The organism is Kitasatospora sp. NE20-6 (assembly GCF_045862635.1).
Map to the genome: position 1 here is coordinate 1 of NZ_BPRL01000079.1, position 25,110 is coordinate 25,110.

Sequence of the window (25,110 nt, forward strand, 5' to 3'; positions counted from 1 at the left end):
CGGAACAAGTCCGAGGCCGGGGATGTCAACATATCTGGCGTTGACTTTTGGCACGCTGTTGAGTTCTCAAGGAACGGACACTTCCTTCGGACCGCCTTCCAGCGGACCCTCCGGGCGTTTCGCTCTTCGTGTTACCAGCTTATCAGATGTTTTCCGCCCCGTTTTACCGGAGACTTTTTCATCGGATTTGCTTTTGCCTTTCGGCGCTCCCGAACTCTATCAGAGTTCCTCCGCCGCATTTCCCGCTCCGAACTGAATTCGGAGGAGGTCTGCCCGGCGGTGGGGCAACTCGGAGAACATTACGCACCGAGTCGCCCCACGTCAAACCGGGGCCGGGCGGACGGGCCGGGCGGGTGTCAGACCTCGACGACGACCGGCAGGATCATCGGCCGGCGGCGGTAGTTGTCCGCCACCCACTTGCCGATGACCCGGCGCACCATCTGCTGCACCTGGCGGACCTCCAGCACGCCGTCGCCCGCGGAGCGCGTGAGCGCCTCCTCCAGCTTGGCGACGACGGGCACGAACGCGCTGTCGTCGATGCCGGAGCCGCGGGCCTGGATCGTCGGGCCGCTCACGATCTTGCCGTTGGTGGAGTCCACCACCACGAAGACCGAGATGAAGCCCTCCTCACCGAGGATGCGGCGGTCCTTGAGCGAGGCCTCGGTGATGTCGCCGACCGACGAGCCGTCGACGTAGACGTAGCCGGCCTGCACCTTGCCGACGATCCGCGCGACACCGTTCTCCAGGTCGACGCAGACGCCGTCCTCGGCGATGACCGTGCGCTCCTTCGGGATGCCGGTCTTGATGCCGAGGTCGGCGGCGGCCCTCAGGTGGCGCCACTCGCCGTGCACGGGCATCAGGTTGCGCGGGCGGCAGATGTTGAAGAAGTACAGGAGCTCGCCGGCCGAGGCGTGGCCGGAGACGTGCACCTTGGCGTTGCCCTTGTGCACGACGTTGGCGCCCCAGCGGGTCAGGCCGTTGATCACGCGGTAGATCGCGGTCTCGTTGCCGGGGATCAGCGAGGACGCGAGGACGACGGTGTCGCCCTCGACGATGCGGATCTGGTGCTCCCGGTTGGCCATCCGCGACAGGGCGGCCATCGGCTCGCCCTGCGAGCCCGTACAGACGAGCACGACCTTGTCGTCCGGCAGGTCGTCCAGCGTCTTCACGTCGACGACGAGGTTGCCGGGCACCTTGAGGTAGCCGAGGTCGCGGGCGATGCCCATGTTGCGGACCATCGAGCGGCCGACGAACGCCACCTTGCGGTTGTGCTTGTGGGCGGCGTCCAGCACCTGCTGGATGCGGTGCACGTGGCTCGCGAACGAGGCGACGATGATCCGGCGCTTCGCGCTGGCGAAGACGGTGCCCAGCGCGGCGGAGATGTCCCGCTCGTGCGGGATGAAGCCGGGCACCTCGGCGTTGGTGGAATCCACCAGCAGCAGGTCCATGCCCTCCTCCGCCAGCCGGGCGAAGGCCGGGAGGTCGGTGAGCCGGCCGTCCAGCGGCAGCTGGTCCATCTTGAAGTCGCCGGTGGCGACGACCATGCCCGCGGGCGTGCGGACGGCGACGGCCAGGGCGTCCGGGATGGAGTGGTTGACCGCGATGAACTCGCAGTCGAAGGGGCCGATGCGCTCGCGCTCGCCCTCCTTGACCTCCAGCACGTACGGACGGATCCGGTGCTCGGCGAGCTTGGCCTCGATCAGGGCGAGGGTGAGCTTCGAGCCGATCAGCGGGATGTCCGGGTTCTCCCGGAGCAGGTACGGGACGGCACCGATGTGGTCCTCGTGCCCGTGGGTCAGGACGATGCCGTCGATCTTGTCGAGGCGGTCCCGGATGTACGTGAAGTCCGGGAGGATCAGGTCGACGCCGGGCTGCTCGTCCTCGGGGAAGAGGACGCCGCAGTCGACGATCAGGATCCGGTCGCCGTACTCGAAGACGGTCATGTTGCGGCCGATCTCCCCGAGGCCGCCGAGCGGGGTGATGCGGAGGGCGCCCTGCTTCAGGGCAGGGGGCGCGCCGAGTTCGGGGTGCGGGTGGCTCAAAAGACTCTCCTCACGACGCACGCCATATGCCCGGAAGGTCCTCCCCCGGAGACATATGGCGTGCATCCATCGTCGGTTTCCTACGTACCAGGTGCCTTCGCGCCTTCGGTCCGGTCCAGCGGCAGGCCCTCGGGGGCCCGGCGAGCCGGGGCGCGCACGTCTCTGTCTGCTACAGGTGTACCCCGCCGGCGGCCAGATCCTGCTTCAGTTGCGCAATCTCCTCGGGCGTGGCGCACACCAGGGGCGGACGCAGCGGGCCGACGGGGTGTCCCTGCAGCTCCAGTGCGGCCTTGGTGAGGATCACGCCCTGGGTGCGGAAGATACCGCTGAAGACGGGCAGCAGGCTCTGGTGGACGGCGGTGGCCTTGGCGGTGTCCCCGGCGGTGAAGGCGTCGACCAGGGCCCTCAGCTCGGGGGTGACGAGGTGGCTGACCACGCTGACCACGCCGACGGCTCCGACCGAGAGCAGCGGCAGGGTCAGGATGTCGTCGCCGGAGTACCAGGCGAGCCCGGAGCGCGCGATCGCCCACGAGGCGGCGCCGACGTCGCCCTTGGCGTCCTTGTTGGCGACGATCCGGGGGTGCTCGCCGAGCCGGACCAGCGTCTCGTGGCTCAGCGCGACACCGCTGCGGCCCGGGATGTCGTACAGCATGACCGGCAGCCCGGTGGCGTCCGCGAGGGCGACGGTGTGCCGGTACAGGCCCTCCTGCGGGGGCTTGCTGTAGTACGGCGTGACCGAGAGCAGGCCGTGGGCGCCGGCGGCCTCGGCCTGGCGGGCGAGCTCGACGCTGTGGCGGGTGTCGTTGGTGCCGACGCCGGCGATGATGTGCGCGCGGTCCCCGACCGCCTCCACCACGGCGCGGACCAGCTGGGCCTTCTCGGCGTCGCTGGTGGTCGGGGACTCGCCGGTGGTGCCGTTGAGCACGAGACCGTCGTTGCCGGCATCCACGAGGTGGGCGGCGAGGCGCTGGGCGCCGTCGAGGTCGAGGCCACCGTCGGCGGTGAACGGGGTGACCATCGCGGTCAGGACCCGGCCGAAGGGCGTCTGGGGGGTGGAGGTCGGAGCCATGTGTCCAAAACTACTCGTAGGCCACTGGGGGGCGGTCACGCCGGTCCACGGTTCGGACAGAATCCGGGGCGGCCGGCGGCGGGCCGAAGGGGTTCGAGCATGGGATTCCGGTACTGCCCGCTCGGGGGTTCGGGCAGCACCGGAATCCGTGTTCCGAGCGTAGGGAGCGCCCGGAATGCCCGCAATCCGGACATGCCGGGCGCACCGCCCGTATGCCTATCGTCCCAGGTCAGGGGGCGACCCGGCCGTGCTTCTCGAAGGCCGCATGGGTGAGCGGCATGAGCTCGGCCCACTTCGCCTCCATCCGCTCGGCGACCATCTCGATCTCCCGCTGCGGGAAGGACGGCACCGTCGCGTTGTCCCGCTTGGTGCGGAGCGAGAGGAAGTGCATCAGCGAGCGTGCGTTGCAGGTCGCGTACATCGACGAGAACAGGCCGACGGGGAGCACCGCGCGGGCGACCTCGCGGGCCACGCCGGCGTCGAGCATCTCCTGGTAGGCACGGTAGGAGGCGCGGTACGACTCCTCCATCGCCGCGCTGGTCACCCGGTGCTGCTCGGGGGTGCCCTCCACGAACTCGTACCGGCCGGGGCGGCCCTGCTGGACGAGCTTGCGCCCGGCGTCCGGCACGTAGAAGACCGGCTGCAGCTCGCGGTAGCGGCCGGACTCCTCGTTGTACGACCAGCCGCTGCGGTGGCGGTGGAACTCGCGGAACACGAAGATCGGCGCACTGATCAGGAAGGTCATCGAGTTGTGCTCGAACGGGGTGCCGTGGCGGTCGCGCATCAGGTAGTTGATGAGGCCTTCCGAGCGCGCCGGGTCCTGGCCGACGGCCTCGATGGACTGCTCGCCCGCGGTGGAGACCCGGGCCGCCCAGAGCACGTCGGTGTCGGTGGCGGCGCTGCGGACGAGTTCGACCGTGACGTCGCTGCGGAACGTGGGGGCGGTGCCGTCGGTCACGCGGTGCTCCTCGTGTCGAGAGTGGTGCTGTGCAGCTTGATGGCGTGGTGCATGGCCTTGCGGGCGCGCGGGGTGTCCCCGGCGTCGGCGTAGGCCACGGCGAGGCGGAAGAAGACCCGCCAGTCGCCGGGGGCGGCCTCCGCCTCGTCCTTGCGGCGGGCGAAGACCTCGTCGGCGGAGGCCCGGTCGATGCGGCCGCCGGTGGTGCGGCGGAGCTCGTCGACGGGGAGGCCGCCCTCGGCCTCCAGCTCGCGTGCGAGCTGCTCGCTCGCCCGGCCGAAGCGGACGGTCTGGAGGAGGAACCAGACCCCGATCGGCGGGATGACGAAGGCGCACACGCCCATGCCGATGCCGAGCGGCTCGCCGGTCGCGAGGAGCTGGACGCCCTCGCCCACGCAGAGCAGGGAGACCAGCAGCAGGGCCGCGGCGAGCAGGAAGAAACCTGTACGGGAGGTCATGCGGGGCTCACAGGTCCAGGAAGTGTTCGAGGCCGAGGGTGAGCCCGGGTGTGTCGACGACCTTGCGGACACCGAGCAGGATGCCGGGCATGAAGCAGCTGTGGTGCAGCGAGTCGTGCCGGATGGTGAGCGTCTCGCCGGCGTCGCCCAGCAGCACCTCCTGGTGCGCGAGGAGGCCGCGCAGCCGTACGGAGTGCACCGGGACGCCGTCCACGTCGGCGCCGCGGGCGCCGGCGAGGCCGTGGGTGGTGGGGTCGGCCTGCCGGGGCAGGCCTGCGGCGTCGCGGGCGGCCGCGATGAGCTGGGCGGTGCGGGTCGCGGTGCCGCTGGGGGCGTCGGCCTTGTTGTTGTGGTGCAGTTCGACGACCTCGACGGTCTCGAAGTACTTCGCGGCCGCCTGGGCGAACTGCATCGACAGCACGGCGCCGATGGAGAAGTTCGGGGCGATCAGCAGGCCCGTGCCGGGCGCGTCGTCGAGCAGGGCGCGCACGGTCGCGAGGCGCTCGTCCGTCCAGCCGGTGGTGCCGGTGACGACGTGCAGGCCGTTGCGGAGGCAGAAGTCCAGGTTGCCCATCACCGCGTCGGGGTGGGTCAGCTCGACGACGACCTGTGCCCCGGCGTCGGTGAGCTCGGTGAGCTCGGACTTGCTGTTCAGTGCGGCGACCAGCTCCAGATCGGCGGCGGCCCCGACGGCCCTGACGGCCTCCGAACCGATCCGGCCGGTGGCGCCGATCACGGCGACGCGCAGAGTCATGCGGTTTCCTCCTGGGCGAGCTGGGCGGCGATCGCGGCCGCCCGCTTGTCGTTGACCGGGCCGATCAGGGCGAGCGACGGCCGGTACGCCCCCAGCACATCACGGGCCACCGCGTGGACGTCCTCCAGGGTCACCGCCGCTATCCTCCCGAGCATCTCGTCGACGGAGAGGTGGGCGCCGTAGGCGATCTCGGCCTTGCCGATGCGGTTCATCAGCGAGCCGGTGTCCTCCATGCCGAGCACGGTGGAACCGGAGATCTGGCCGATGGCGCGCTGCAGCTCCTCCTCGGTGATGCCGTCGGCGACGACCTTGGCGAGCTCCCGGCGACAGATGCCGAGCACCTCCTCGACCCGCTTGGGCTGGCAGCCGGCGTAGATGCCGAAGATGCCGCTGTCGGCGTACGAGGACGAGTACGAGTAGACCGAGTACGCGAGGCCGCGCTTCTCCCGGACCTCCTGGAAGAGCCGGGAGCTCATGCCGCCGCCCAGGGCGGCGTTGAGGACGCCCATGGCCCAGCGGCGCTCGTCGTGCCGGGGCACGCCGGGGACGCCGAGCACGAGGTGGGCCTGCTCGGTGGGACGGTTGAGCACCTCGGTGCGGCCCGCCGTGCGCACGGTCTTGACGCCGCGGCGCACCTCGGCGGGGTGGCCCTCGGACTTCGCGAGGACGGCGGCGAACGCCTCCTCGACGAGCTTGACGACCTTGCGGTGGTCGAGGTTGCCGGCGGCGGCGACGACCAGGTGCTCCGGCTTGTAGCGGCGGCGGTAGAAGCCGGCGATCTGGTCGCGGGTGAGGTTGGTGACGGTCTCCTCGGTGCCCAGGATGGGGCGGCCGAGCGGGCCGGTGCCGTAGATCACCTTGGCGAAGAGGTCGTGCACGACGTCGCCCGGGTCGTCCTCGGCCATCGCCATCTCCTCAAGGATGACGCCGCGCTCGGCATCGACGTCCTCGGGGCGGATCAGCGAGCCGGTGAGCATGTCGCAGACCACGTCGATGGCGAGCGGGAGGTCGGTGTCGAGCACCCGCGCGTAGTAGCAGGTGTTCTCCTTGGCGGTGAACGCGTTCATCTCGCCGCCGACCGCGTCGAGCGCGGCCGAGATCTCCAGGGCGCTGCGCCGGGCGGTGCCCTTGAAGAGCAGGTGCTCCAGGTAGTGGGTCGCGCCGTTGAGGACCGGTGTCTCGTCCCGGGAGCCGACGCCGACCCAGATGCCGAAGGTCGCGGAGCGGACCGTCGGGAGGGTCTCGGTGACGACCCGCAGGCCGCCGGGGAGGACGGTGCGGCGGACGGTGCCGGCGCCGTCGACGCCCTTCAGCAGGGTCCGGGTCGTGCCGGGGCGCTGCTTCGCCGCGGGGGCCTGAGCCACCAGGTGTACCTCTCAGATCGGGGAAGAACAGGGCGCGGCCCGCACGCCGCGAGGGGCGTGCGGGCCGCGGGCTGACCTAGTGCGTCACTCGGACGCGGCGGCGTCGCCGCCCTCCTCGCCCTCGACCACGGGGATCAGGGAGAGCTTGCCGCGCGGGTCGATCTCGGCGATCTCGACCTGCACCTTGGCGCCGACCGCGAGCACGTCCTCGACGTTCTCCACGCGCTTGCCACCGGCGAGCTTGCGGATCTGCGAGATGTGCAGCAGACCGTCCTTGCCCGGCATGAGCGACACGAACGCACCGAAGGTCGTGGTCTTCACCACGGTGCCCAGGTAGCGCTCGCCGACCTCCGGCATGGTCGGGTTGGCGATCTGGTTGATCGTGGTGCGGGCGGCCTCGGCGGCCGGACCGTCGGAGGCACCGATGTAGATGGTGCCGTCGTCCTCGATCGTGATCTCGGCGCCGGTGTCCTCCTGGATCTGGTTGATCATCTTGCCCTTGGGGCCGATGACCTCGCCGATCTTGTCCACCGGGATCTTGATGGTGATGATGCGCGGCGCGTACTGCGACATCTCGTCCGGGGTGTCGATGGCCTCGTTCATCACGTCGAGGATGTGCAGGCGCGCGTCCTTGGCCTGCTTCAGCGCGGCGGCGAGCACCGACGCCGGGATGCCGTTCAGCTTGGTGTCGAGCTGGAGGGCGGTGATGAAGTTGCGGGTACCGGCGACCTTGAAGTCCATGTCGCCGAACGCGTCCTCGGCGCCGAGGATGTCGGTCAGCGTGACGTAGTGCGTCTCGCCGTCGATCTCCTGCGAGATGAGGCCCATCGCGATGCCGGCGACGGCGGCCCTGAGCGGCACACCGGCGTTCAGCAGCGACATGGTGGAGGCGCAGACCGAGCCCATCGAGGTGGAGCCGTTGGAGCTCAGCGCCTCGGAGACCTGGCGGATCGCGTAGGGGAAGTCCTCGCGGCTCGGCAGCACGGGCAGGATCGCCCGCTCGGCCAGCGCGCCGTGGCCGATCTCGCGGCGCTTGGGCGAACCCACGCGGCCGGTCTCGCCGACCGAGTACGGCGGGAAGTTGTAGTTGTGCATGTAGCGGCGACGCGTCTCGGGGGCGAGCGTGTCGAGCTGCTGCTCCATGCGGAGCATGTTGAGCGTGGTGACACCCAGGATCTGGGTCTCGCCGCGCTCGAAGAGGGCCGAGCCGTGGACGCGCGGGATGGCCTCGACCTCGGCGGCCAGGGTGCGGATGTCGGTGACACCGCGGCCGTCGATGCGGACCTTGTCCTTGATGACGCGCTCGCGGACGATCTTCTTGGTCAGCGCGTTGTAGGCCGCGCCGATCTCCTTCTCGCGGCCCTCGAACTCCGGGAGCAGCTTGTCGGCGGCGATCGCCTTGATGCGGTCGATCTCGTTGTTGCGCTCCTGCTTGCCCGCGATGGTGAGCGCCTGGGCGAGCTCGTCCTTGACCGCGGAGGTCAGGGCGTTGAGCACGTCGTCCTGGTAGTCCAGGAAGACCGGGAACTCGCCGGTGGGCTTGGCGGCCTGGGCGGCCAGCTGGGCCTGGGCGGCGCAGAGCACCGTGATGAACGGCTTCGCGGCTTCGAGGCCCGCGGCGACGATCTCCTCGGTGGGGGCCTCGGCGCCGTCGGCGACCAGCGCGATGGTCTTCGTGGTGGCCTCGGCCTCGACCATCATGATCGCGACGTCGCCGTCCGGCAGCGCGCGGCCGGCGACGACCATGTCGAAGACGGCGTCCTCGAGCTCGCTGTGGGTCGGGAACGCGACCCACTGGCCCTTGATCAGCGCGACGCGGACGCCGCCGATCGGGCCGGAGAAGGGCAGGCCGGCCAGCTGGGTGGACGCGGACGCGGCGTTGATCGCCACGACGTCGTACAGGTGGTCGGGGTTGAGCGCCATCACGGTGACGACGACCTGGATCTCGTTGCGCAGGCCCTTGACGAAGGACGGGCGCAGCGGGCGGTCGATGAGGCGGCAGGTGAGGATGGCGTCCTCGGAGGGCCGGCCCTCGCGACGGAAGAACGAGCCGGGGATCCGGCCCGCGGCGTACATGCGCTCCTCGACGTCGACCGTCAGCGGGAAGAAGTCGAAGTGCTCCTTCGGCTGCTTGGAGGCGCTGGTGGCCGACAGCACCATGGTGTCGTCGTCCAGGTAGGCCACGGCGGAGCCGGCGGCCTGACGGGCCAGACGGCCGGTCTCGAAGCGGATGGTACGGGTGCCGAAGCTGCCGTTGTCGATGACGGCCTCGGCGTAGAACACGTTCTCTTCCACCTGGAAGATCTCCTCTTTCGTACGTGTCCGGCGGAGCGTCCCCTGCGTCTGCCTGCCCGGCCCTGCGGGCCGGTCTTCGATCGAAGCCTCCGGGTGTCGTCGAGGACTCCCGGCGGCCACTACCGAGGACCGGCGCCTTTCGGCTGCCTGGTCGGCGGTCGCGTGTGGACGCTCCCCCGGATGCGGGCGGCCTCCGTTTGAAGCCTGCGGCCCGCGCGTGGTGTGGGTGCTGCCCGGTGCCGTCCGCGAGACGCGCGGTCGGGCATCAACCCGGGCATGCCCTCCACCTTACAAATTCACACCCTACAGAGCGCGCCATTACCACGCGTGTGGCTGCGGTTATCTCCTGTGAGGCGTTGCCGCGGCTGCGAGGCCGCGGCGGATGCGCCGAAGGGCGGCTCCCCTGAGCAGGGGAGCCGCCCCACGGAGCGGTGTCAGCGAGCGCCGCCCGCGGCGCCGCGGCGGATGCCGAGGCGGTCGACGAGGGTACGGAAACGCTCGATGTCCTTCTTGGCCAGGTACTGCAGCAGCCGGCGGCGCTGGCCGACCAGGATGAGCAGGCCACGACGCGAGTGGTGGTCGTGCTTGTGGGCCTTGAGGTGCTCGGTCAGGTCCGAGATGCGGCGGGAGAGCATGGCCACCTGGACCTCGGGGGAACCGGTGTCGCCCTCCTTCTGGCCGAACTCGGCGAAAATCTGCTTCTTGACGTCGGCGGCGAGAGCCACGGCATCTCCTTCAGGGGTGGCCGAGCGATCCCGGTAGACGACACAGGATCTGACAGAACTCGGACTGCCCAAGCGTACCAGCGCCCGCCGGCGTCCCCTGTCACGGGGCGCGGGCGGGCGGCGGAGGGGGTGCGCGGGGTCAGCTGGTGGCGCCGCGGACCAGGGCGTAGACGTTCAGCACGGCCAGGGCCAGCGGGACGAGCGACATCAGCATGAGGCTGTCGACCATGTCCAGGATGCGGCCCCAGAACGGGGAGACGCCGACCCGCGGGACGATCAGGGCGATCGCCGTCAGCAGGGCCGCGCCGACCGCGATGGACGCCGACAGCCAGACGGTGCGCAGGTCGAGCGAGCTGCCCGCGCCGCCCTGCTGCAGCTGCTCCAGGATGAACAGCGGGGTGTGCAGCGACAGGCCGAGGACGAGCAGGGCGAGGCCGGCGAGGCCGGCAATCGTCAGGCTGAAGACCTGCGCGGTGTAGCGGAACAGCCGGGCCCGCAGCATGGTCGAGATGCCCACGGCGAGCGCGAGCAGCTCGGCGGGGACGGAGTCGCTGAAGCCGAGGACGGCGCAGGCGCCGACGACGGTGGCCGCGCAGCCGCCGACGAGGCCGACGAGGACCTCGTGGCCGCGGCGGGCCTGGTGGGCGATCCGCTCGTACTGGACGGCCTCGGCGCGGCTGGTCTCCTCGCCGTAGCCGGTGCCGCGGGTGCGGGTCTGGCCGGGGGCGCTGAAGCCGACGGGCAGCCGGGCGAACCGCGCCGACAGGGCGGGCAGGAAGCCGACCACGGCGACGGCGGCGACGCCGGTGACGGCCGCGATGTGGGTGGCCGGGGTGCCGTCGAGGAGGACGGCGGCGAAGGTCGAGAGGGTGCCGGCCGCGGTGAGGAAGGAGGAGGCGACGAAGATCGAGTCCTTCTCCGGGAGCAGGCCGACGAGCAGCACGGAGGCGACGAGCGCCGCGACGCAGCCCACGAGGAACTGCAGGCGGCCCGGGCCGTCGCCGAGGGCGACCGGCACGGCGCCGGAGCCCGCGATCAGCGCGTGCGGGAGGGCGCCGAGGCCCAGGGCGAGGCCGGCGGCGTGGTCGTCGTACACCCGGGCGCGGACACCGGCGAAGGTGACCAGCACGATCGCGGTGACGCCGGAGAGGATGCCGGGCAGGCCGTGCATGTCGTGCCGCAGGTCGGAGTACCAGAGGGCGAAGCCGAGCAGGGTGAGCAGCACGGCGGCGCCGATGAGGCCGAAGGCCCGCATCAGGTCGGGGCTCCAGAAGCGGCGGTCGGCCTCGACCGCGCTCGCGATGGCGTCCGCGACGTCGTCGTAGACGGCCGGCGGGAGCGACTCGGAGAACGGGCGCAGGCTCAGCAGGTCGCCGTCGCGGACCTGCTGGGCCGCCAGCGGCATGCCGCTGTCGAGCACGGTGCCGTCGCGGCGCACCAGGTGGAAGCCGGTGGGCGTGCCGTCGACCTGGGTCTGGCCGGTCAGGCGCAGCACCTCGGGGTAGATGTCGGCGAGCGGGACGTCCTCCGGCAGGGCGACGTCGATCCGGCTGTCGGGTGCCACCACGGTGACGCGGCAGAAGCCGGTGGTCGCGTTGGCGCTCATGCGGTCACCTCGCACCGGTCGGCGGGTGCTCCCCGCAGGGCGCGCCCCGTCCCTGTCCGCTCGCTACGCTCGCTCACCGGCGCTCCCCCTCGTTGGATGTGCCTGTTCGTCAGCTTCTGTTCTGCTGTGCGCCGCTGCAGGGATCGGGACCGACACGATCCGGCCGACAGGCGGCGCGGCGTTACCCTACCGCCCGCCGGGGGTGGTGGGTGCGCCGGGGGCGGGGGCGTCCGGGCGGTGCGGGCGGCGGGTCGTCCGGGCCCGGCCGACCGGGCCCGGCCTGCGTCCTTCCGGTTCAGCGGTCGGTGGTGGCTGTGCGGTCGTGCCGGTCGTGCCGGTCGAGGCTGTCGCGGACGAGCTGGGCCAGGTGCACCGCGCTTCGGCCGTCGCCGAGTTGGGCGATCTGGACGCGGCAGCCGTAGCCGTCGGCGAGGACGGTGGTGTCGGGGGCGGCGGCGCGGACGGCGGGCATGAGGACGCGTTCGGCGGCGGCCACCGAGACGTCGTAGTGGCCCTGTTCGAAGCCGAAGTTGCCGGCGAGGCCGCAGCAGCCGGAGTCGAGGACGGTGTTGTCGAGGCCGAGGGCGGCCTCGACGCGGCGGTCGGCGGCGGTGCCGAGCACGGCGTGCTGGTGGCAGTGCACCTGGGTGACGGCGCGGCCGCCGAGGTGGGGCAGGTCGGTGCCGTCCTCGTCCAGGAACTCGGCGAACGTCCTGACGCGGGACGCGAGTTCGCGGGCGGCCGGGTCGGTGGTGCCGAGCAGGCGGGGCCACTCCTCGCGGAGCGCGGCGGTGCAGCTGGGTTCGAGTCCGACGATCGGCACGCCGGGCGGCAGGGCGGCCAGGCTGCGGCGGGCGACGGCCCGGGCGACGCCGAGCTGGCCGGTGGAGATCCAGGTGAGGCCGCAGCAGACCGGCCCGTCGGGGAGCCGTACGTCGTGGCCGAGGCGCTCCAGCACCTCGACGGCCGCTCGGGCGGCGTCCGGCTGCAGGTAGGCGGAGAACGTGTCCGGCCAGAGGATCACCGGGGTGGTGCCGGGCCGGGCCGGGCGGGTGGCCCGGCGGCGCCGGAACCACGCGGTGAAGGTCTCGGCGGGCAGGGCCGGGAGATCGCGGCGGGGGTCGATGCCGCCGAGGCGCTTCAGCAGGGCGGCCGCCGGGCGCAGCCGCAGCAGGGCGCCGGCCGGCCGTGGGGCGAGTGCGGCGGCGCGCAGCCAGAGCGGCAGCCAGCCCATGGACCAGTGGGAGGCGGGGCGCAGCCGGTGGCGGTAGTGCTGGTGGAGGAACTCGGTGCGGTAGGTGGCCATGTCGACGTGGGTGGGGCAGTCGCTGGCGCAGCCCTTGCAGCCGAGGCAGAGGTCGAGGGCCTCGCGGACCTCCTCGGACCGCCAGCCGTCGGTGACGGCCTCGCCGCGGAGCATGTCGGCGAGGAGCCGGGCGCGGCCGCGGGTGGAGTGGCGTTCCTCGCCGGTGGCCATGTAGCTGGGACACATGACGCCGGTGGTGGTGTCGGTGCACTTGGCGACGCCGACGCAGCGGTGGACGGCGTGGAGGAGGCTGCCCCGGTCGTCGTCGTAGGGCTGGGCGAGGGGCAGGAGGTCGCGGCCGGTGAAGCGGAGGTCGGTGTCGAGGGGGCGCGGGTCGACGATGTTGCCGGGGTTGAGGAGGTTGCCGGGGTCGAGGATCCGCTTGAAGCGGGCGAAGAGGTCGATGATCTCCGGGGGGTACATGCGGGGCAGGAGTTCGGCGCGGGCCTGGCCGTCGCCGTGTTCGCCGGAGAGCGAGCCGCCGTGGGAGACGGCGAGGTCGGCGGCCTGTTCCATGAAGGCGCGGAACTCCGGGAGGCGCCGCGGGTCGGTGAGGGGGAGGTCGAGGCGCAGGTGGACGCAGCCCTCGCCGAAGTGCCCGTAGGGGATGCCGCGCAGGCCGTGGCGGCCGAGGAGGCGGCGCAGGTCGCGCAGGTAGCCGCCGAGGTGTTCGACGGGGACGGCGGAGTCCTCCCAGCCGGGCCATGCCTGGGTGCCGTCGGGGAGGCGGGTGGCGGTGCCCGCTCCGGCCTCGCGGACGGCCCAGAGCCGGCGCTGTCCGGCGGGGTCGGTGACGACGGAGGTCGCGGCGCGGGCCTGGCGGCGGGCGGTGGCGGCGAGGTCGTGGGCGGCGTCGAGGGCTTCGCGGGGGGTGTCGCCGCCGACCTCCAGGAAGAGCCAGCAGGCGCCGTCGGGGAGGTGGTCGAGGGCGGCGGGGCGGGGGCCGGCGGCGAGGAGCGCCGCCACGAGGTCGGCGGCCATGCCCTCGACGGTGAGCGGGCGCAGCGGCAGGAGTCCGGGGACGGCGTCGGCGGCGGCGCCCTCGTCGGGGTAGCCGGCGACGACGAGGACGCGGGCGGCGGGTTCGGGTACGAGGCGGACGGTGGCGCCCAGCAGGACCGCGCAGGTGCCCTCGGTGCCGGTGAGGGCGCGGGCGAGGTGGTGGCCGCGTTCGGGGAGCAGCGCGTCGAGGGGGTAGCCGGAGCCGCGCCGCGGCAGGTCGGGCATGGCGCGGCGGAGCAGGGCCAGGTGGTCGCCGGCGAGATCCTGGAGGGCGCGGTGGAGTTCGCCCGCGCGGCCGGGAAGGGTGCGCAGGCGGGCGCGGGCGGCGGTGTCGAGCGGTCCGCCGGCGGTGAGTTCGGTGCCGTCGGCGAGGAGCAGGTCGAGGGTGCGGACGTTGTCGGAGGTGCGTCCCCAGGCGACGGAGTGGGAGCCGCAGGCGTCGTTGCCGATCATGCCGCCGAGGGTGCACCGGCTGTGCGTGGACGGGTCGGGGCCGAAGCGCAGGCCGTACGGGCGGGCGGCGCGCTGCAGGTCGTCGAGGACGGTGCCGGGCTCGACGACGGCGGTGCGGGCGTCGGGGTCGACGGACAGCACCCGGCCGAGGTGGCGGCGGAAGTCGAGCACGACGGCGCCGGGGCCGATCGCCTGGCCGCCGATGCTGGTGCCCGCCCCGCGCGGCACGATCGGCACCCCGGCCTCGCGGCACAGGGCGACGGCCGTCCGGACGTCGTCGGGGTCGGCCGGGTGCACCACGCCGGCGGGCAGCTGGCGGTAGTTCGACGCGTCGTAGGCGTACACGACGCGTTCGGCGGTGCCGAACCTCACCTCGCCCCGCAGGGCGGCGGCCAGCTCGTGCGCGAGGTCGGCCGTGCGGGGGTCCGCCTGGGTCATCGGGGTTCTCCGGCTGCGGTGCGGGCGGGTGCGGGCGGGTGCGGGGCGGCGGGCCGGGGTGGGCCGCCGTCCAGTCTCCAGGATGGCGCGGCGGGCGGGGCCGGGCGCGCCGGGCCCCGCCCGGGGCACCGGTGCCGCCGGTGCCGCCGGTGTCTCTGATGCTTCTGGTACCTCTGATGCCGGCGATGCTTCCTATGCCTCTGATGTCGCGTCATCATGCGGCCCTGTCCCGCCGGGCCGCCCGCACGGGCGTTCGCCGGTGCGCGGGGAGGGCGGCCCTGCCCGCACGCCGGGAGCCCGCCGATCCGTGGCCGCCGCAAAGCCAACCCTCGTCCCCGAACCGTCCAGCCGGACCAGTAGGATCGGCGCTTGCGCAAGGCGCACGGGGGCGGGCACGATGCGGCGGCCCCGCGCCTGCGGTCGGCGGAGCGGGGGCGGCGTCATCCATCGGAGCGCCCGGACCCGTGGACGTATTGGGTTGCGTGAGGGTTGGTGCCAGTGAGCGAGCGGGCGGAGCGAACCGTCACGAGGTGCGTGTTTCGCACAGCGGCCGCCGCGCGGCGGGCTCGCGTCCTGACAGCGACGGACGGGGAAGAGGCGGTCGCATGAGTGTGGTGACGGTGAAGCGTCCGGCGCGGGCATATCCGCCCGCGGTGCCGGACGAACCGGTGGAGCTGGTGGCCCCGCCCGAACTCCCGCGGTCGGGCGGCGAGGACTGGATGATGTCCCTGCTGCCGCTGCTGGGCATGGGTGGTTCGGCGGCGTTCTTCTTCTCCCCGGGCGCGCAGGGCCCGATGAAGATCATGGGTGTGCTGATGGTCGCCTCCACGGCGGGCATGGCGGTCGCCCAGATCGTGAAGGCCCGCCGCGGCGGCAGCGCCGGCACCGCCGACGAGCGCCGCGACTATCTGAAGTACCTGCAGCAGATGCGCCGACAGGTCCGCCGGACCGCCGAACGCCAGCGCGGCGCCCTGCTGTTCACCCACCCCGAGCCCGACCAGCTGTGGTCGATCGTCGCCGAGGGCCGGCGGCTGTGGGAGCGCCGCCCGACCGACAACGACTTCGCCCAGGTGCGGCTCGGCCGCGGGCCGCAGCAGTTGTCGACACCGATCGTCGCGCCGCAGACCGCGCCGATGGACGAGCTGGAGCCGCTGGCCGCGGAGGCCATGGGCACCTTCATCAAGGCGCACGGCACCCTGCAGGACCTGCCGCTCGCGGTCTCGCTGCGCGCCTTCTACCACATCACCGTGTGCGGCGACCCGGACACCGTGTACGGCACCGTCCGGGCGATGATCGCCCAGCTGACGACGCTCCACTCCCCCGACGACCTGATGGTCGGCGTGGCCGCCGCCCCCGGTGCGATCGACGAGTGGGAGTGGGCCAAGTGGCTGCCCCACACCCAGCACCGCAAGGAGAACGACGGCGCCGGTGCGCGCCGTCTGATCGCCGCCGGGCTGGGCGAGCTGGAGGAGCTGCTCGCCAAGGAGCTGGAGGGCCGCAAGGGCTTCTCCCGCGACAACGTGCCGAGCGCCGACAAGCCGCACCTGATCGTCGTCATGGACGGCGCCGCGGTGCCGCAGGACTCGGTGCTGGCCGGCGCGGAGGGCGTCGAGGGCGTCACCGTCATCGAGGTGGTCCCCGGCGACCTCGACGAGCCCAGCGGCCACCTGGTCATCACGGTCGGCAAGGACGACCTGCTGCTGGAGTCCGCCTCCGGCGCCTCCTACTCGGGCAGGCCGGACACCCTGTCGTCCTGGCAGTCCGAGGCGCTCGCCCGCCAGCTGGCCCCCTTCCGGGTGTCGGCGGGCGGCGACGACGGCGACCCGTCGCTCGTCTCGATGGACTTCACCGAGATGATGAACACCGGCGACCCGGGCTCCTTCGACCCGGCCCGGCACTGGCGGCCCCGCCCGATGGCGGAGAAGCTGCGCGTGCCGCTCGGCGTCGGCACCAACGGCGAGTACGTCTGGCTGGACATCAAGGAGGCGTCGCTGCAGGGCATGGGCCCGCACGGCATGTGCGTCGGCGCGACCGGCTCCGGCAAGTCCGAGGTGCTGCGCACCATCGTGCTGGCCCTCGCGGTGACGCACTCCTCCGAGGTGCTCAACCTCGTGCTCGCCGACTTCAAGGGCGGTGCCACCTTCGCCGGCATGTCGGAGATGCCGCACACGGCGGCCGTCATCACCAACCTGGAGGGCGAAGCCACCCTCATCGACCGCATGCGCGACGCGATCGAGGGCGAGATGAACCGCCGCCAGGAGCTCCTGCGCGCGGCGGGCAACTACGCGAACATCAACGAGTACGAGCGGGCCCGCGCCGCCGGTGCGGCGCTCGACCCGCTGCCCTCGCTCCTGATGATCATCGATGAGTTCTCCGAACTGCTCACGGCGAAGCCGGACTTCATCGACCTGTTCATCCAGATCGGCCGCATCGGCCGGTCGCTCGGCATGCACATGCTGCTCGCCTCGCAGCGTCTGGAGGAGGGCAAGCTCCGCGGCCTGGACACCTTCCTCTCCTACCGCCTCGGTCTGCGCACCTTCTCCGCGGCCGAGTCGCGCGCCGCGATCGGCGTCCCCGACGCCTACCACCTGCCGCCCATCCCCGGTGTCGGCTACCTGAAGTTCGGCTCCGACGTCATGGAGCGGTTCCGGGCCGCGTACGTCTCCGGCCCGTACCGGCCGCCGGGCCAGCAGCGCACCAGCGGCGGCCAGGTCATCACCGCGCAGCCGGTGCTCTTCACCGCCGCCGAGGTCGCGATCGTCGAGCCCGTCGTCGAGGAGGTGTACGAGGAGGTCGAGGAGATCGACGACTCGCTGCTCGACACCATGCTCGACACCTTCGTGCACCGCATGATCGGCCAGGGCCCGCCGGCCCACCAGGTGTGGCTGCCCCCGCTGGAGGAGGCGCCCAGCATCGACGGCCTGGTGCCACCGCTGCAGGCCACCGCCGAGCGCGGCCTGACCTCGCCGGAGTACGGCGCACTGGGCCGCCTGGTGGTGCCGGTCGGCATCGTCGACAAGCCGCGCGACCAGCGCCGCGACGTGCTCTACCAGGACTACTCGGGCGCGGCCGGCCACGGTCTGATCGTCGGCGGTCCGCAGTCCGGCAAGTCGAACATGGTCCGGGCCCTGGTCTCGGGCTTCGCGGTCACGCACACCCCGGTCGAGACGCAGTTCTACCTGCTCGACTTCGGCGGTGGCGCGTTCGGCGCGCTCGCCGGCCTGCCGCACGTCGGCGGGGTCGCCGGACGCCTGGACGTCGAGAAGGTCCGCCGCATGGTCAGCGAGGTCCACGGCGTCCTCAACCGCCGCGAGGAGCTCTTCCGGGCCACCGGCATCGACACCGTCACCACCTACCGCACCCGCCGCGCGGCGGGTCAGCTGCCGGACGAGCAGTTCGGCGACGTGTTCCTGATCATCGACGGCTGGCTGACCTTCAAGCAGGAGTACGAGGCCCTGGAGCCGGTCATCTCCGACATCGCCCAGCGCGGTCTGACGTACGGCGTGCACGTCGTCGTCACCGCCGCGCGGTACGCGGAGGTGCGGCCCGCGCTCAAGGACCTGCTGCAGAACCGCACCGAGCTGCGGCTCGGCGACTCGATGGAGTCGGAGATCGACCGCAAGGTCGCGGTGAACGTGCCGGCCGGCTCCCCGGGCCGCGGCATCACCGCGGGCAAGCTGCACTTCCTCTCCGGCCTGCCCCGCCTGGACGGCTCCTCGTCCACCGTCGACCTCTCGGACGGCGTCGCCGACCTGGTCGCCCAGATCGACGCGGCATGGACGGGCCCGCGCGCCCCGCAGGTGCGCATGCTCCCCGCCGTCCTCGACGGCCAGGCGCTGCCGAAGGGCTTCGAGCACCCCGAGCTCGGCATCTCCTTCGGCGTGGACGAGGTCGAACTGGCCCCGGTCTTCGTCAACTTCGAGACCGACCCGCTCTTCATCGTCTTCGGCGAGAGCGAGTCCGGAAAGTCGGCGATGCTGCGGATGCTCATCAAGCAGATCACCGAGCGGTACACCCCGGAGCAGGCCGGCATCGTGGTCGGCGACTTCCGCCGCTCGCTGCTCGGCGTGGTGCCGCAGGAGTACCTGGTCGAGTACGCGGCGGCCGCACCCGCCATGTCGGCGATCGTCGAGATGCTCCGCGGCGCCTGCTCGCGGCGCCTGCCCGGTCCGGACGTCACGCCGGAGCAGCTGCGCAACCGCAGCTGGTACAGCGGCAAGGACATGTTCGTGATCGTGGACGACTACGAGCTGGTCGCCACCGGTTCGGGCAACCCGATGGCGCCGCTGGCGGAGTTCCTGCCGTTCGCGCGCGACATCGGCCTGCGCATCATCATCGCCCGCAACGCCGGCGGTGCCGGCCGGTCGCTGTTCGAGCCAGTCATGCAGCGCATGCGCGAGCTGGGCGGCCAGGGCCTGCTGCTCTCGGGCGACAAGAACGAGGGCGCCCTGCTCGGCACGGTCAAGCCGCAGCCGCTGCCGCCGGGCCGCGGCGTGTTCGTCTCCCGCCGGATCGCGGCGGGCCAGACGGTGCAGACGGGCTGGCTCCCCACCCTGTAGCAGTGACCCTGCGTGACCACAAGGGCCGGACTCCTCGGGAGTCCGGCCCTTGCCGCATCCCAGGCCGCGGACGGTGCCAGAACGTTACCTGTCTTTTTTCCGCCGCCGGCTGCGGTTCCCGTAGGCCCCCGGCCCGCCCCGCAGTCCGCGGAGGGCCACCTGCACCCCGCATAGTGAATCGACACGTCTCCTTCGATACACATGCCGTTTACCGGGGTTAACCTTGGAATCAAGGTCGACTTGCCGGAGTTGACAAGACGGACAAAGGCGAATATTGCCGCACGTGACCATCGGATCGCATGCCCATGCGTCGGAGCGCAACGGATTCCGAAGCAGATCGCGCGTTGACGTGGGCAAATCCCCACGGTTCCATGGCCACTCGGGAGCGATCGAACACCATGCCCGTCAACGCCCATCGGAGGCGATACCGCTCCCTCCCCCAAGCTCCGCACAGCCGATCGGATTCCCATGACCGACACGCTTCGCCCGCCACTCGCCGTAGCCGAGACCGCGGCAGGTACGGGCACTCCCAAGAAGCTCACCCGTTCGATCGGTGTCGTGGGCGGCACGCTGCTCACCCTCTCCTGCGTCACGCCGGCGTCCTCGCTGTTCGTGATCGTGCCGGAGCTCTTCTCCACGATCGGCACCTTCACGGCCCTGTCGATCGCGATCGGCGCGCTCATCTGCATCGCGGTGGCGTTCTGCTACTCCGAGCTCGGCACGCTCGTCCCCAGCGCCGGCGGCGAGTACGCGATGGTCGGCACCCTCGCCGGCCGCTTCGCGGGCTGGCTGGTGTTCATCCAGTCCCTGATCGTCGTCATGATCGTGCCCTCGCTGATCGCCATCGGCACGGCCGACTACCTGGCGCCCATCGTGCACATGGACGCCCGCTGGGCCGGCGCCGCGGTGATGCTCGCCGCCACCGTGGCGGGCCTCCTCGACCTGCGCGCCAACGCCTGGATCACCGGCATCTTCCTCGTGCTGGAGGTCATCGCCTCCGCCGTGGTCGCCTTCCTGGGCTTCGGCCACGCCGAGCGCGGCGTCGGCAGCATGCTGCACGGCTCCGTCGTCACGGACGGCGCGACCAGCGGCGTCGGCATCGCCGCGATGCTCGCCGCGATGGGCACCGCGCTCTTCGTCACCCAGGGCTTCTCCACCGCCATCTACCTCTCCGAGGAGCTGGAGAACCCCCGCCGCAACGTCGCCCGCACCGTGCTGTGGACCCTCGGCCTGTCGGTCGTCGTCATCCTCGTGCCGGTCGTCGCGATCACCATGGGCGCCCCCGACCTCGCCGCGCTGAGCGCCGGCGACATCTCCGCGCTCGTCGCCGGCTGGAGCAACTCCGCCGTCGGCACCTTCATCAGCCTCTGCATCGCGCTGGCCATCATCAACGCCGGCATCGTCATGGTCATCCAGAACTCCCGGGTGCTCTTCGCCTCGGGCCGCGACAAGGCCTGGCCGGAGCCGGTCAACAAGGCCTTCGGCACCCTGAACCGGTACAGCGCCCCCTGGGTCTCCACGCTGGCCGTCGGCGTCCCCGGCGCGGTGCTCTGCTTCGTCCCGCAGGACCAGCTGACCAACATCACCGGTGTCGCCGTCGCCGCGCTGTACCTGCTGGTCGCCGTCGCCGCGCTGTTCTCCCGCAAGGGCCACCACAAGCACGCCCCGGCCTGGCGCCAGCCGATCTGGCCCGTCCTGCCGGTCCTGCTGATCGTCGGTCTCGGCTACCTGCTGACCCAGCTCGACGTCACCGCGCTGCTGTGGACCGCCGGCATCACCGCCGCGGCCAGCCTCTACTGGCTGCTGTACCTCCGCCCCCGCCAGGACAGCCGCTGGGTGATCACCCTGCCCGAGGACGAGCAGGTCTGACCCGCACCCGCACGTGCAGGAGGCCCGGCACCCCGAGGGGGGGTGCCGGGCCTCCTGCGTCCGACAGGACCGCTCAGTCCTCGCGGCGGCGGCGGAAGTCCCGCAGCACCACCGAACCGCCCGCCAGCGCCGCCACGGTGAGCGCACCGCCGCCCAGCACGAACGTGCCGGTACGGCGGTCGCGGTCGGCCTGGGTCTCGGCGAGGCCGAGCGGCTGCGCGACGACGGGCACCCGGTCGATCGTGACCTTCGCGTCCTCGTGCGGCTCGTCGTCCTGCTCCCCGCCGCCCTGCACGGCCTTCACCGGGTCGACGACGCCCCAGCCGACGAACTTGTCCGGGCCGCGCTGGGTGCGCTGCGCGGTCTGCATGATGCGCGCCCGGATCTGCGCCGGCGTCCAGTCCGGGTAGGCGCCCTTCAGCAGGGCGGCCACCCCCGCCACGTACGGCGACGAGAAGCTCGTGCCGTTGTCGACGCACTGCCCGCCGGCCGGCACGGTCGAGAGCATGTCGACGCCCGGTGCCGCGATGTCGACGAAGGCGCCGTACTCGGAGAACGGCGCACGCTCGTTGTTGCGGTCCGAGGCGCCCACGGCCAGCACGGTGAGGAAGGCCGCCGGGAACGTGTCGCCCTCGCGCCCGTCGTTGCCGGAGGAGGCGACGATCACCACGCCCTTCTTCTCGGCGCGGTCGACGGCCGCCTGCAGTTCCTTCTTCTTCGGGAAGTCGGCCTGGTCGCCGTCCGCCCGGACGTCCTGCGAGATGTTGATGACGTCGGCGCCCTTGCCCAGCGCGTCGTCGATCGCCCGGATCAGGCTGTCGACGGATCCGCTGCCCTGGTCGTCGTTCTGCTTCAGCGAGAGGATGACCGCGTCCGGCGCGAGGCCGACGAAGCCCGTGCCGTTGAGCGGCCGGGCCGCGATGATGCCGGCGACCTTGGTGCCGTGGCCGACGGTGTCCTTCCGCCCGCTGTCCTTCTCCCCGCCCGGCTGGTCCGCGAGGTACGAGCCGCCGTCCTCGACCTTGTCGCGCAGCTGCGCGTTGCGGTCGTCCACGCCGGTGTCGATCACCGCCACCTTGACCGGGGTGTCCTTCTTCCGCCCCGGCACGTCCTTGGCGAACTTGCCGGTGCGGCCCTCCTTCCACAGCTCGGTCAGCAGGACCCGCTGGAGCGCCCAGGGCATGCCCTGGACGTTGGCCGACGGGAACGTGCACTCACCGGCCGCGGCGATACCGATGGGCGACCAGTGCGCGGAGCCGTTCGCACCGGACGGCGAGGCGGACGGCGACGCCGCGTACGCCGGGGCCGCGGCGAGCGCCCCGACCACCCCCAGCACCACGGACACCGCGGCTGCCCCGCGGAACGTACCCAACGACACCTGAACTTCCCCTCTGATCCCCGGATGCCGTGCGCGTCAGTGACGCGCGGAGGGCGGGCGCCCCCGGACGCCCGCCCTTCTCGGAAGAACCGTGCCGCGCGGCGACCGGCTCAGCTCCAGACGCTGGTGTTCTTCTGCTCGGTCGACTGGTAGCTCTGGGCCGCGTTGTCGAGCGAGGTCGAGATCTGGCCCAGGACCTGCTGCAGGTCGGCGGCCTTCGCGTCCCACTCGGCCTGGCGGGCGCGGTAGCCCTCCTGCGCGGCACCCTCCCAGCTGGAGGCGATGCGCTGCACGCCGGCCTTCAGCTCGTCCAGCTGCGACTGGATGCGCTGCGCGGTCTGACGGATCTCCGAGGACGCGTTCGTAATGGTGGAGAAATTGACGAGAATGTGGTCGGACATGATGTCTCCTTGTCGATGGAATCGCCAAGACCCGGCACGCGGGCCCGAATCGGCTGCGGCCTACGAACCCGCGAGGATCAGAAAGAGCCGCCGAGACCGGACATCGAGGACTGCTGGTCCTGCTCGGTCTGCGCGTACAGCTTGGTGGTCGCCTCGATCGCCTGCTTGATCTCGTCGAGCACCCGGTTGAGCGCCGTGGCGTCCTCGTTGAAGCGGGTCTGCATCTGCCCGTAGGCCTGCGCCGCCTGACCCTGCCACCCCGCCTTGATCGAGTCGACCAGCGAGTTGAGTCGCTGGATCTCGCCCTGAACCTGAGCGTTCACCTCGCCGATGCGATTGGCGAAGGAGCTCATTTCCTCAGCGGTAGTCCTGAACTGACCAGCCATGATCCACCGTCCCCCATGAGACAGACATTTGTGTTCGGATAGTCCTGACACGGCCTACCCGGGAACGCCGCGATGCGGTGTCCCCCAGCACTGTAGCCGCCACCTGCAAGCCACCCAACACCGGGCGCCGTACAGTTACCAGACCATGACAGTGCGGCAAAGAGCGCATTCTGACAGACCGTCACGCAGTCTGCGCGGTCTCCGCGGCCTTCGTGCTCAGCGCTCCGCCGGCCGGCACGAGCACCGACCACGCCAGCGGAACCCTGCCCGGCGTCACCGACTTGTAGCCGAGACGTGCCTGCGCACCGCTGTCCTCCGCACCGGCCTGCTGCTGACCCGCCGCGGGCGCCGGGGAGGCGCCGGTGCCGCCGTCGCCGTTGGCCTGCAGCGAATAGCGCAGCCCCGTCTCGGTGATGAGGAACGTCGTGCCGGAGGTGTCCTGCTCGCCGGGAGTGGTCTGGCCGTCCACGGCGCGGTACAACAGGCCGTGCCCGGGCGTCACATGGGCCGAGGCCGACCCCAGCGACACCTTCGCCGGGTATTCGGTGTGCGCCCACACGGTGCGCTTCACCGCGCCCTCGACATAACCCTCGAAGGTGCTGCAGATCACCGAACGGGTGCCCTTGGGACCGGTGTTGAGCGGCAGCGCGGGCTTGGCGTCGGGCAGGTCGCCCTTGTCGAGCATGGTCGTGTCGACGTTGCCGGCCAGCTCCGCGTTCTCGGCGGGCGACAGCTCGGCGGCCTTCGGCGTGGCACCGTCGTACGGCACCTTCAGCCTGGGGTCGTTGCGGATCACCTCGGCCTGGAACGGCGTCACCGCGTACAGCCGGTCCTTGCCCACCACGTAGTAGGTGTTCTGGAAGAACATCAGCCGGCCCACGTACGCCTGCTTCTTGTCGGTCAGGGCGACGGTCGACCTGACCTTCGTGCTGCCGAGGTCCTTGATCTCCGGGAAGTCGATGATCTCGCCGGCCTCCAGGGTGTCCAGCCAGTCCTTGGTGACCTGCTGCGGCTGCACCTTGTCGCCGAACAGCCCCGACTCCAGCGCGGACCGTTCGATGCCCTTCAGGTCGGTCTGGCCGACGGCGTGCTTCACGCCGTTCATGTCGACGAGGAACTTGCTGCCGACGTCGCCCTTGCTCAGCGGCGGCGCCTGCACGAACAGGTCCTGGCCCTCCTGCAGCACCAGGTCCTTGCGCTCCAGCTCCTTCGCCTCGTCGCCCGCGGCGATGAAGACGGCCTGGTTGATGCCGGCCTGGGTGCCCTCGGCGCCCGGGCGGTCGCAGACCGACCACTTCTTCGTCTCGCCCGCGTCGGCGGCGGACGGCAGCTTGTCCGGCGCGTACGGGATGCCGATCGTCGCGCCGTGGTTCTTGTACTTGTCGAGCACCTTGTCGGCGACCGGCACCACCTTGGAGCCCGCGGGCAGCAGCAGCCGCGCCGAGGACATGTTCAGGACCTGGTGCAGCACCTTCTCGTGGGTCTCCGGGTCCTCCAGCACGACGTAGCGGGTGGTGGAGTCCTTGCCCTGGATAATGTTCTTGCCGTCGTCCCAGTTGAGCGGCGCACTGGGCTTGATGACGCCCCACATGCCGAAGCCGGCGACCACCACGGCCGCCACCACGAAGCTCGGCAGCACCGCGCGGACCGGACGCGGCGCGTCCTCGTCGTTGCCACCGCCGCCGGGCTGGAGGAACGCACCGACCGTCCGCTTGCGGGCGAAGTTGTACGCGTTCAGCTCGTCCCTGCGTGATGCCATGCTCGTCCCCGTCTCCCCTGTGTGACCGCGTCTGTCCGGCCGTCAGCGCACGTTCGCCGTGCGCGAGTCTGCCAGCCTCCCCCGGCCCCGGGCCGAGGCACCCCCGAGGGCACCGGACGTACTCAACCCTCTACGATGCGGCAGCAGACGGTGAGTACGGTAACGGGTACGGTACGCCGACCGGCCGACCGGGCCGTGACATCAGAGCAGAGAGGTCCATCGGGGGATGCCAAGCCAGACCGCTCCAGCCCGACGCAGCGCTCCGCACGGCCGCAGGGCCGGCGGACG

The 25,110-nt window shown here is 71.7% G+C and carries 16 protein-coding genes; 2 read left to right on the plus strand and 14 right to left on the minus strand.

Features of this window, described 5'->3' with window-relative positions:
• Positions 1 to 356 precede the first annotated feature (356 nt).
• The 10 genes from SNE206_RS35290 to SNE206_RS35335 form a co-directional block, all read right to left on the minus strand.
• Complete coding sequence (locus SNE206_RS35290; protein WP_407917661.1) at positions 357 to 2,042, minus strand: ribonuclease J; 1,686 nt, start codon at positions 2,040 to 2,042, stop codon at positions 357 to 359.
• 169 nt (positions 2,043 to 2,211) lie between these two features.
• The gene (gene dapA / locus SNE206_RS35295) at positions 2,212 to 3,111 is read right to left on the minus strand and encodes a 4-hydroxy-tetrahydrodipicolinate synthase (protein ID WP_407917662.1); all 900 of its coding nucleotides are present in this window, start codon (positions 3,109 to 3,111) and stop codon (positions 2,212 to 2,214) included.
• A 229-nt stretch (positions 3,112 to 3,340) separates the two neighbouring features.
• Positions 3,341 to 4,069, minus strand: coding sequence for an FAD-dependent thymidylate synthase (thyX, locus tag SNE206_RS35300; RefSeq protein WP_407917663.1), 729 nt, complete (start codon positions 4,067 to 4,069; stop codon positions 3,341 to 3,343).
• Entirely contained in the window at positions 4,066 to 4,527 is a 462-nt protein-coding gene (locus tag SNE206_RS35305) for a hypothetical protein (RefSeq protein WP_407917664.1), read from the minus strand. The genes thyX and SNE206_RS35305 overlap by 4 nt, the downstream gene beginning before the upstream one ends.
• A gap of 7 nt (positions 4,528 to 4,534) precedes the next feature.
• Positions 4,535 to 5,281 carry a 4-hydroxy-tetrahydrodipicolinate reductase gene (gene dapB, locus SNE206_RS35310; protein WP_407917665.1) on the minus strand — a complete coding sequence of 249 codons (747 nt, stop codon included), beginning with the start codon at positions 5,279 to 5,281 and terminating at the stop codon, positions 4,535 to 4,537.
• Entirely contained in the window at positions 5,278 to 6,648 is a 1,371-nt protein-coding gene (locus SNE206_RS35315; RefSeq protein ID WP_407917689.1) for a M16 family metallopeptidase, read from the minus strand. The genes dapB and SNE206_RS35315 overlap by 4 nt, the downstream gene beginning before the upstream one ends.
• Positions 6,649 to 6,729: 81 nt before the next feature.
• Entirely contained in the window at positions 6,730 to 8,940 is a 2,211-nt protein-coding gene (locus SNE206_RS35320; protein WP_407917666.1) for a polyribonucleotide nucleotidyltransferase, read from the minus strand.
• Between the two features lie 434 nt (positions 8,941 to 9,374).
• Positions 9,375 to 9,665: a 30S ribosomal protein S15 gene (gene rpsO, locus SNE206_RS35325; protein WP_405013279.1), complete on the minus strand. Its 291-nt coding sequence runs from the start codon at positions 9,663 to 9,665 to the stop codon at positions 9,375 to 9,377.
• Positions 9,666 to 9,804: 139 nt separating this feature from the next.
• The gene (gene eccD, locus SNE206_RS35330) at positions 9,805 to 11,271 is read right to left on the minus strand and encodes a type VII secretion integral membrane protein EccD (protein WP_407917667.1); all 1,467 of its coding nucleotides are present in this window, start codon (positions 11,269 to 11,271) and stop codon (positions 9,805 to 9,807) included.
• A 295-nt stretch (positions 11,272 to 11,566) separates the two neighbouring features.
• Positions 11,567 to 14,470 carry an FAD-binding and (Fe-S)-binding domain-containing protein gene (locus tag SNE206_RS35335; protein ID WP_407917668.1) on the minus strand — a complete coding sequence of 968 codons (2,904 nt, stop codon included), beginning with the start codon at positions 14,468 to 14,470 and terminating at the stop codon, positions 11,567 to 11,569.
• Between the two features lie 605 nt (positions 14,471 to 15,075).
• On the opposite strand from SNE206_RS35335, the gene eccCa reads away from it, so the two are divergent.
• Positions 15,076 to 19,029 (plus strand): type VII secretion protein EccCa, encoded by a 3,954-nt coding sequence (eccCa, locus tag SNE206_RS35340; RefSeq protein ID WP_407917669.1) that lies wholly within the window; start codon positions 15,076 to 15,078, stop codon positions 19,027 to 19,029.
• 468 nt (positions 19,030 to 19,497) lie between these two features.
• Positions 19,498 to 20,898 carry an APC family permease gene (locus SNE206_RS35345; RefSeq protein WP_407917670.1) on the plus strand — a complete coding sequence of 467 codons (1,401 nt, stop codon included), beginning with the start codon at positions 19,498 to 19,500 and terminating at the stop codon, positions 20,896 to 20,898.
• Between the two features lie 73 nt (positions 20,899 to 20,971).
• On the opposite strand, the gene mycP is transcribed toward SNE206_RS35345, so the two are convergent.
• The 4 genes from mycP to SNE206_RS35365 form a co-directional block, all read right to left on the minus strand.
• Complete coding sequence (gene mycP, locus SNE206_RS35350; protein WP_407917671.1) at positions 20,972 to 22,276, minus strand: type VII secretion-associated serine protease mycosin; 1,305 nt, start codon at positions 22,274 to 22,276, stop codon at positions 20,972 to 20,974.
• Positions 22,277 to 22,386: 110 nt separating this feature from the next.
• Complete coding sequence (locus SNE206_RS35355; protein ID WP_407917672.1) at positions 22,387 to 22,677, minus strand: WXG100 family type VII secretion target; 291 nt, start codon at positions 22,675 to 22,677, stop codon at positions 22,387 to 22,389.
• A 77-nt stretch (positions 22,678 to 22,754) separates the two neighbouring features.
• Positions 22,755 to 23,063, minus strand: a complete 309-nt coding sequence (locus tag SNE206_RS35360) for a WXG100 family type VII secretion target (protein ID WP_405013272.1) — start codon at positions 23,061 to 23,063, stop codon at positions 22,755 to 22,757.
• A gap of 181 nt (positions 23,064 to 23,244) precedes the next feature.
• Complete coding sequence (locus SNE206_RS35365; RefSeq protein WP_407917673.1) at positions 23,245 to 24,822, minus strand: type VII secretion protein EccB; 1,578 nt, start codon at positions 24,820 to 24,822, stop codon at positions 23,245 to 23,247.
• Positions 24,823 to 25,110: the final 288 nt, after the last annotated feature.

Coding starts and splice junctions, on each gene's coding strand:
- SNE206_RS35355 (WP_407917672.1), bottom strand. CDS start 22,677: ATGTCCGACCACATTCTCGTCAATTTCTCCACCATTACGAACGCGTCC.
- dapB (WP_407917665.1), bottom strand. CDS start 5,281: ATGACTCTGCGCGTCGCCGTGATCGGCGCCACCGGCCGGATCGGTTCG.
- SNE206_RS35360 (WP_405013272.1), bottom strand. CDS start 23,063: ATGGCTGGTCAGTTCAGGACTACCGCTGAGGAAATGAGCTCCTTCGCC.
- SNE206_RS35365 (WP_407917673.1), bottom strand. CDS start 24,822: ATGGCATCACGCAGGGACGAGCTGAACGCGTACAACTTCGCCCGCAAG.
- eccCa (WP_407917669.1), top strand. CDS start 15,076: ATGAGTGTGGTGACGGTGAAGCGTCCGGCGCGGGCATATCCGCCCGCG.
- dapA (WP_407917662.1), bottom strand. CDS start 3,111: ATGGCTCCGACCTCCACCCCCCAGACGCCCTTCGGCCGGGTCCTGACC.
- SNE206_RS35335 (WP_407917668.1), bottom strand. CDS start 14,470: ATGACCCAGGCGGACCCCCGCACGGCCGACCTCGCGCACGAGCTGGCC.
- SNE206_RS35345 (WP_407917670.1), top strand. CDS start 19,498: ATGACCGACACGCTTCGCCCGCCACTCGCCGTAGCCGAGACCGCGGCA.
- SNE206_RS35305 (WP_407917664.1), bottom strand. CDS start 4,527: ATGACCTCCCGTACAGGTTTCTTCCTGCTCGCCGCGGCCCTGCTGCTG.
- eccD (WP_407917667.1), bottom strand. CDS start 11,271: ATGAGCGCCAACGCGACCACCGGCTTCTGCCGCGTCACCGTGGTGGCA.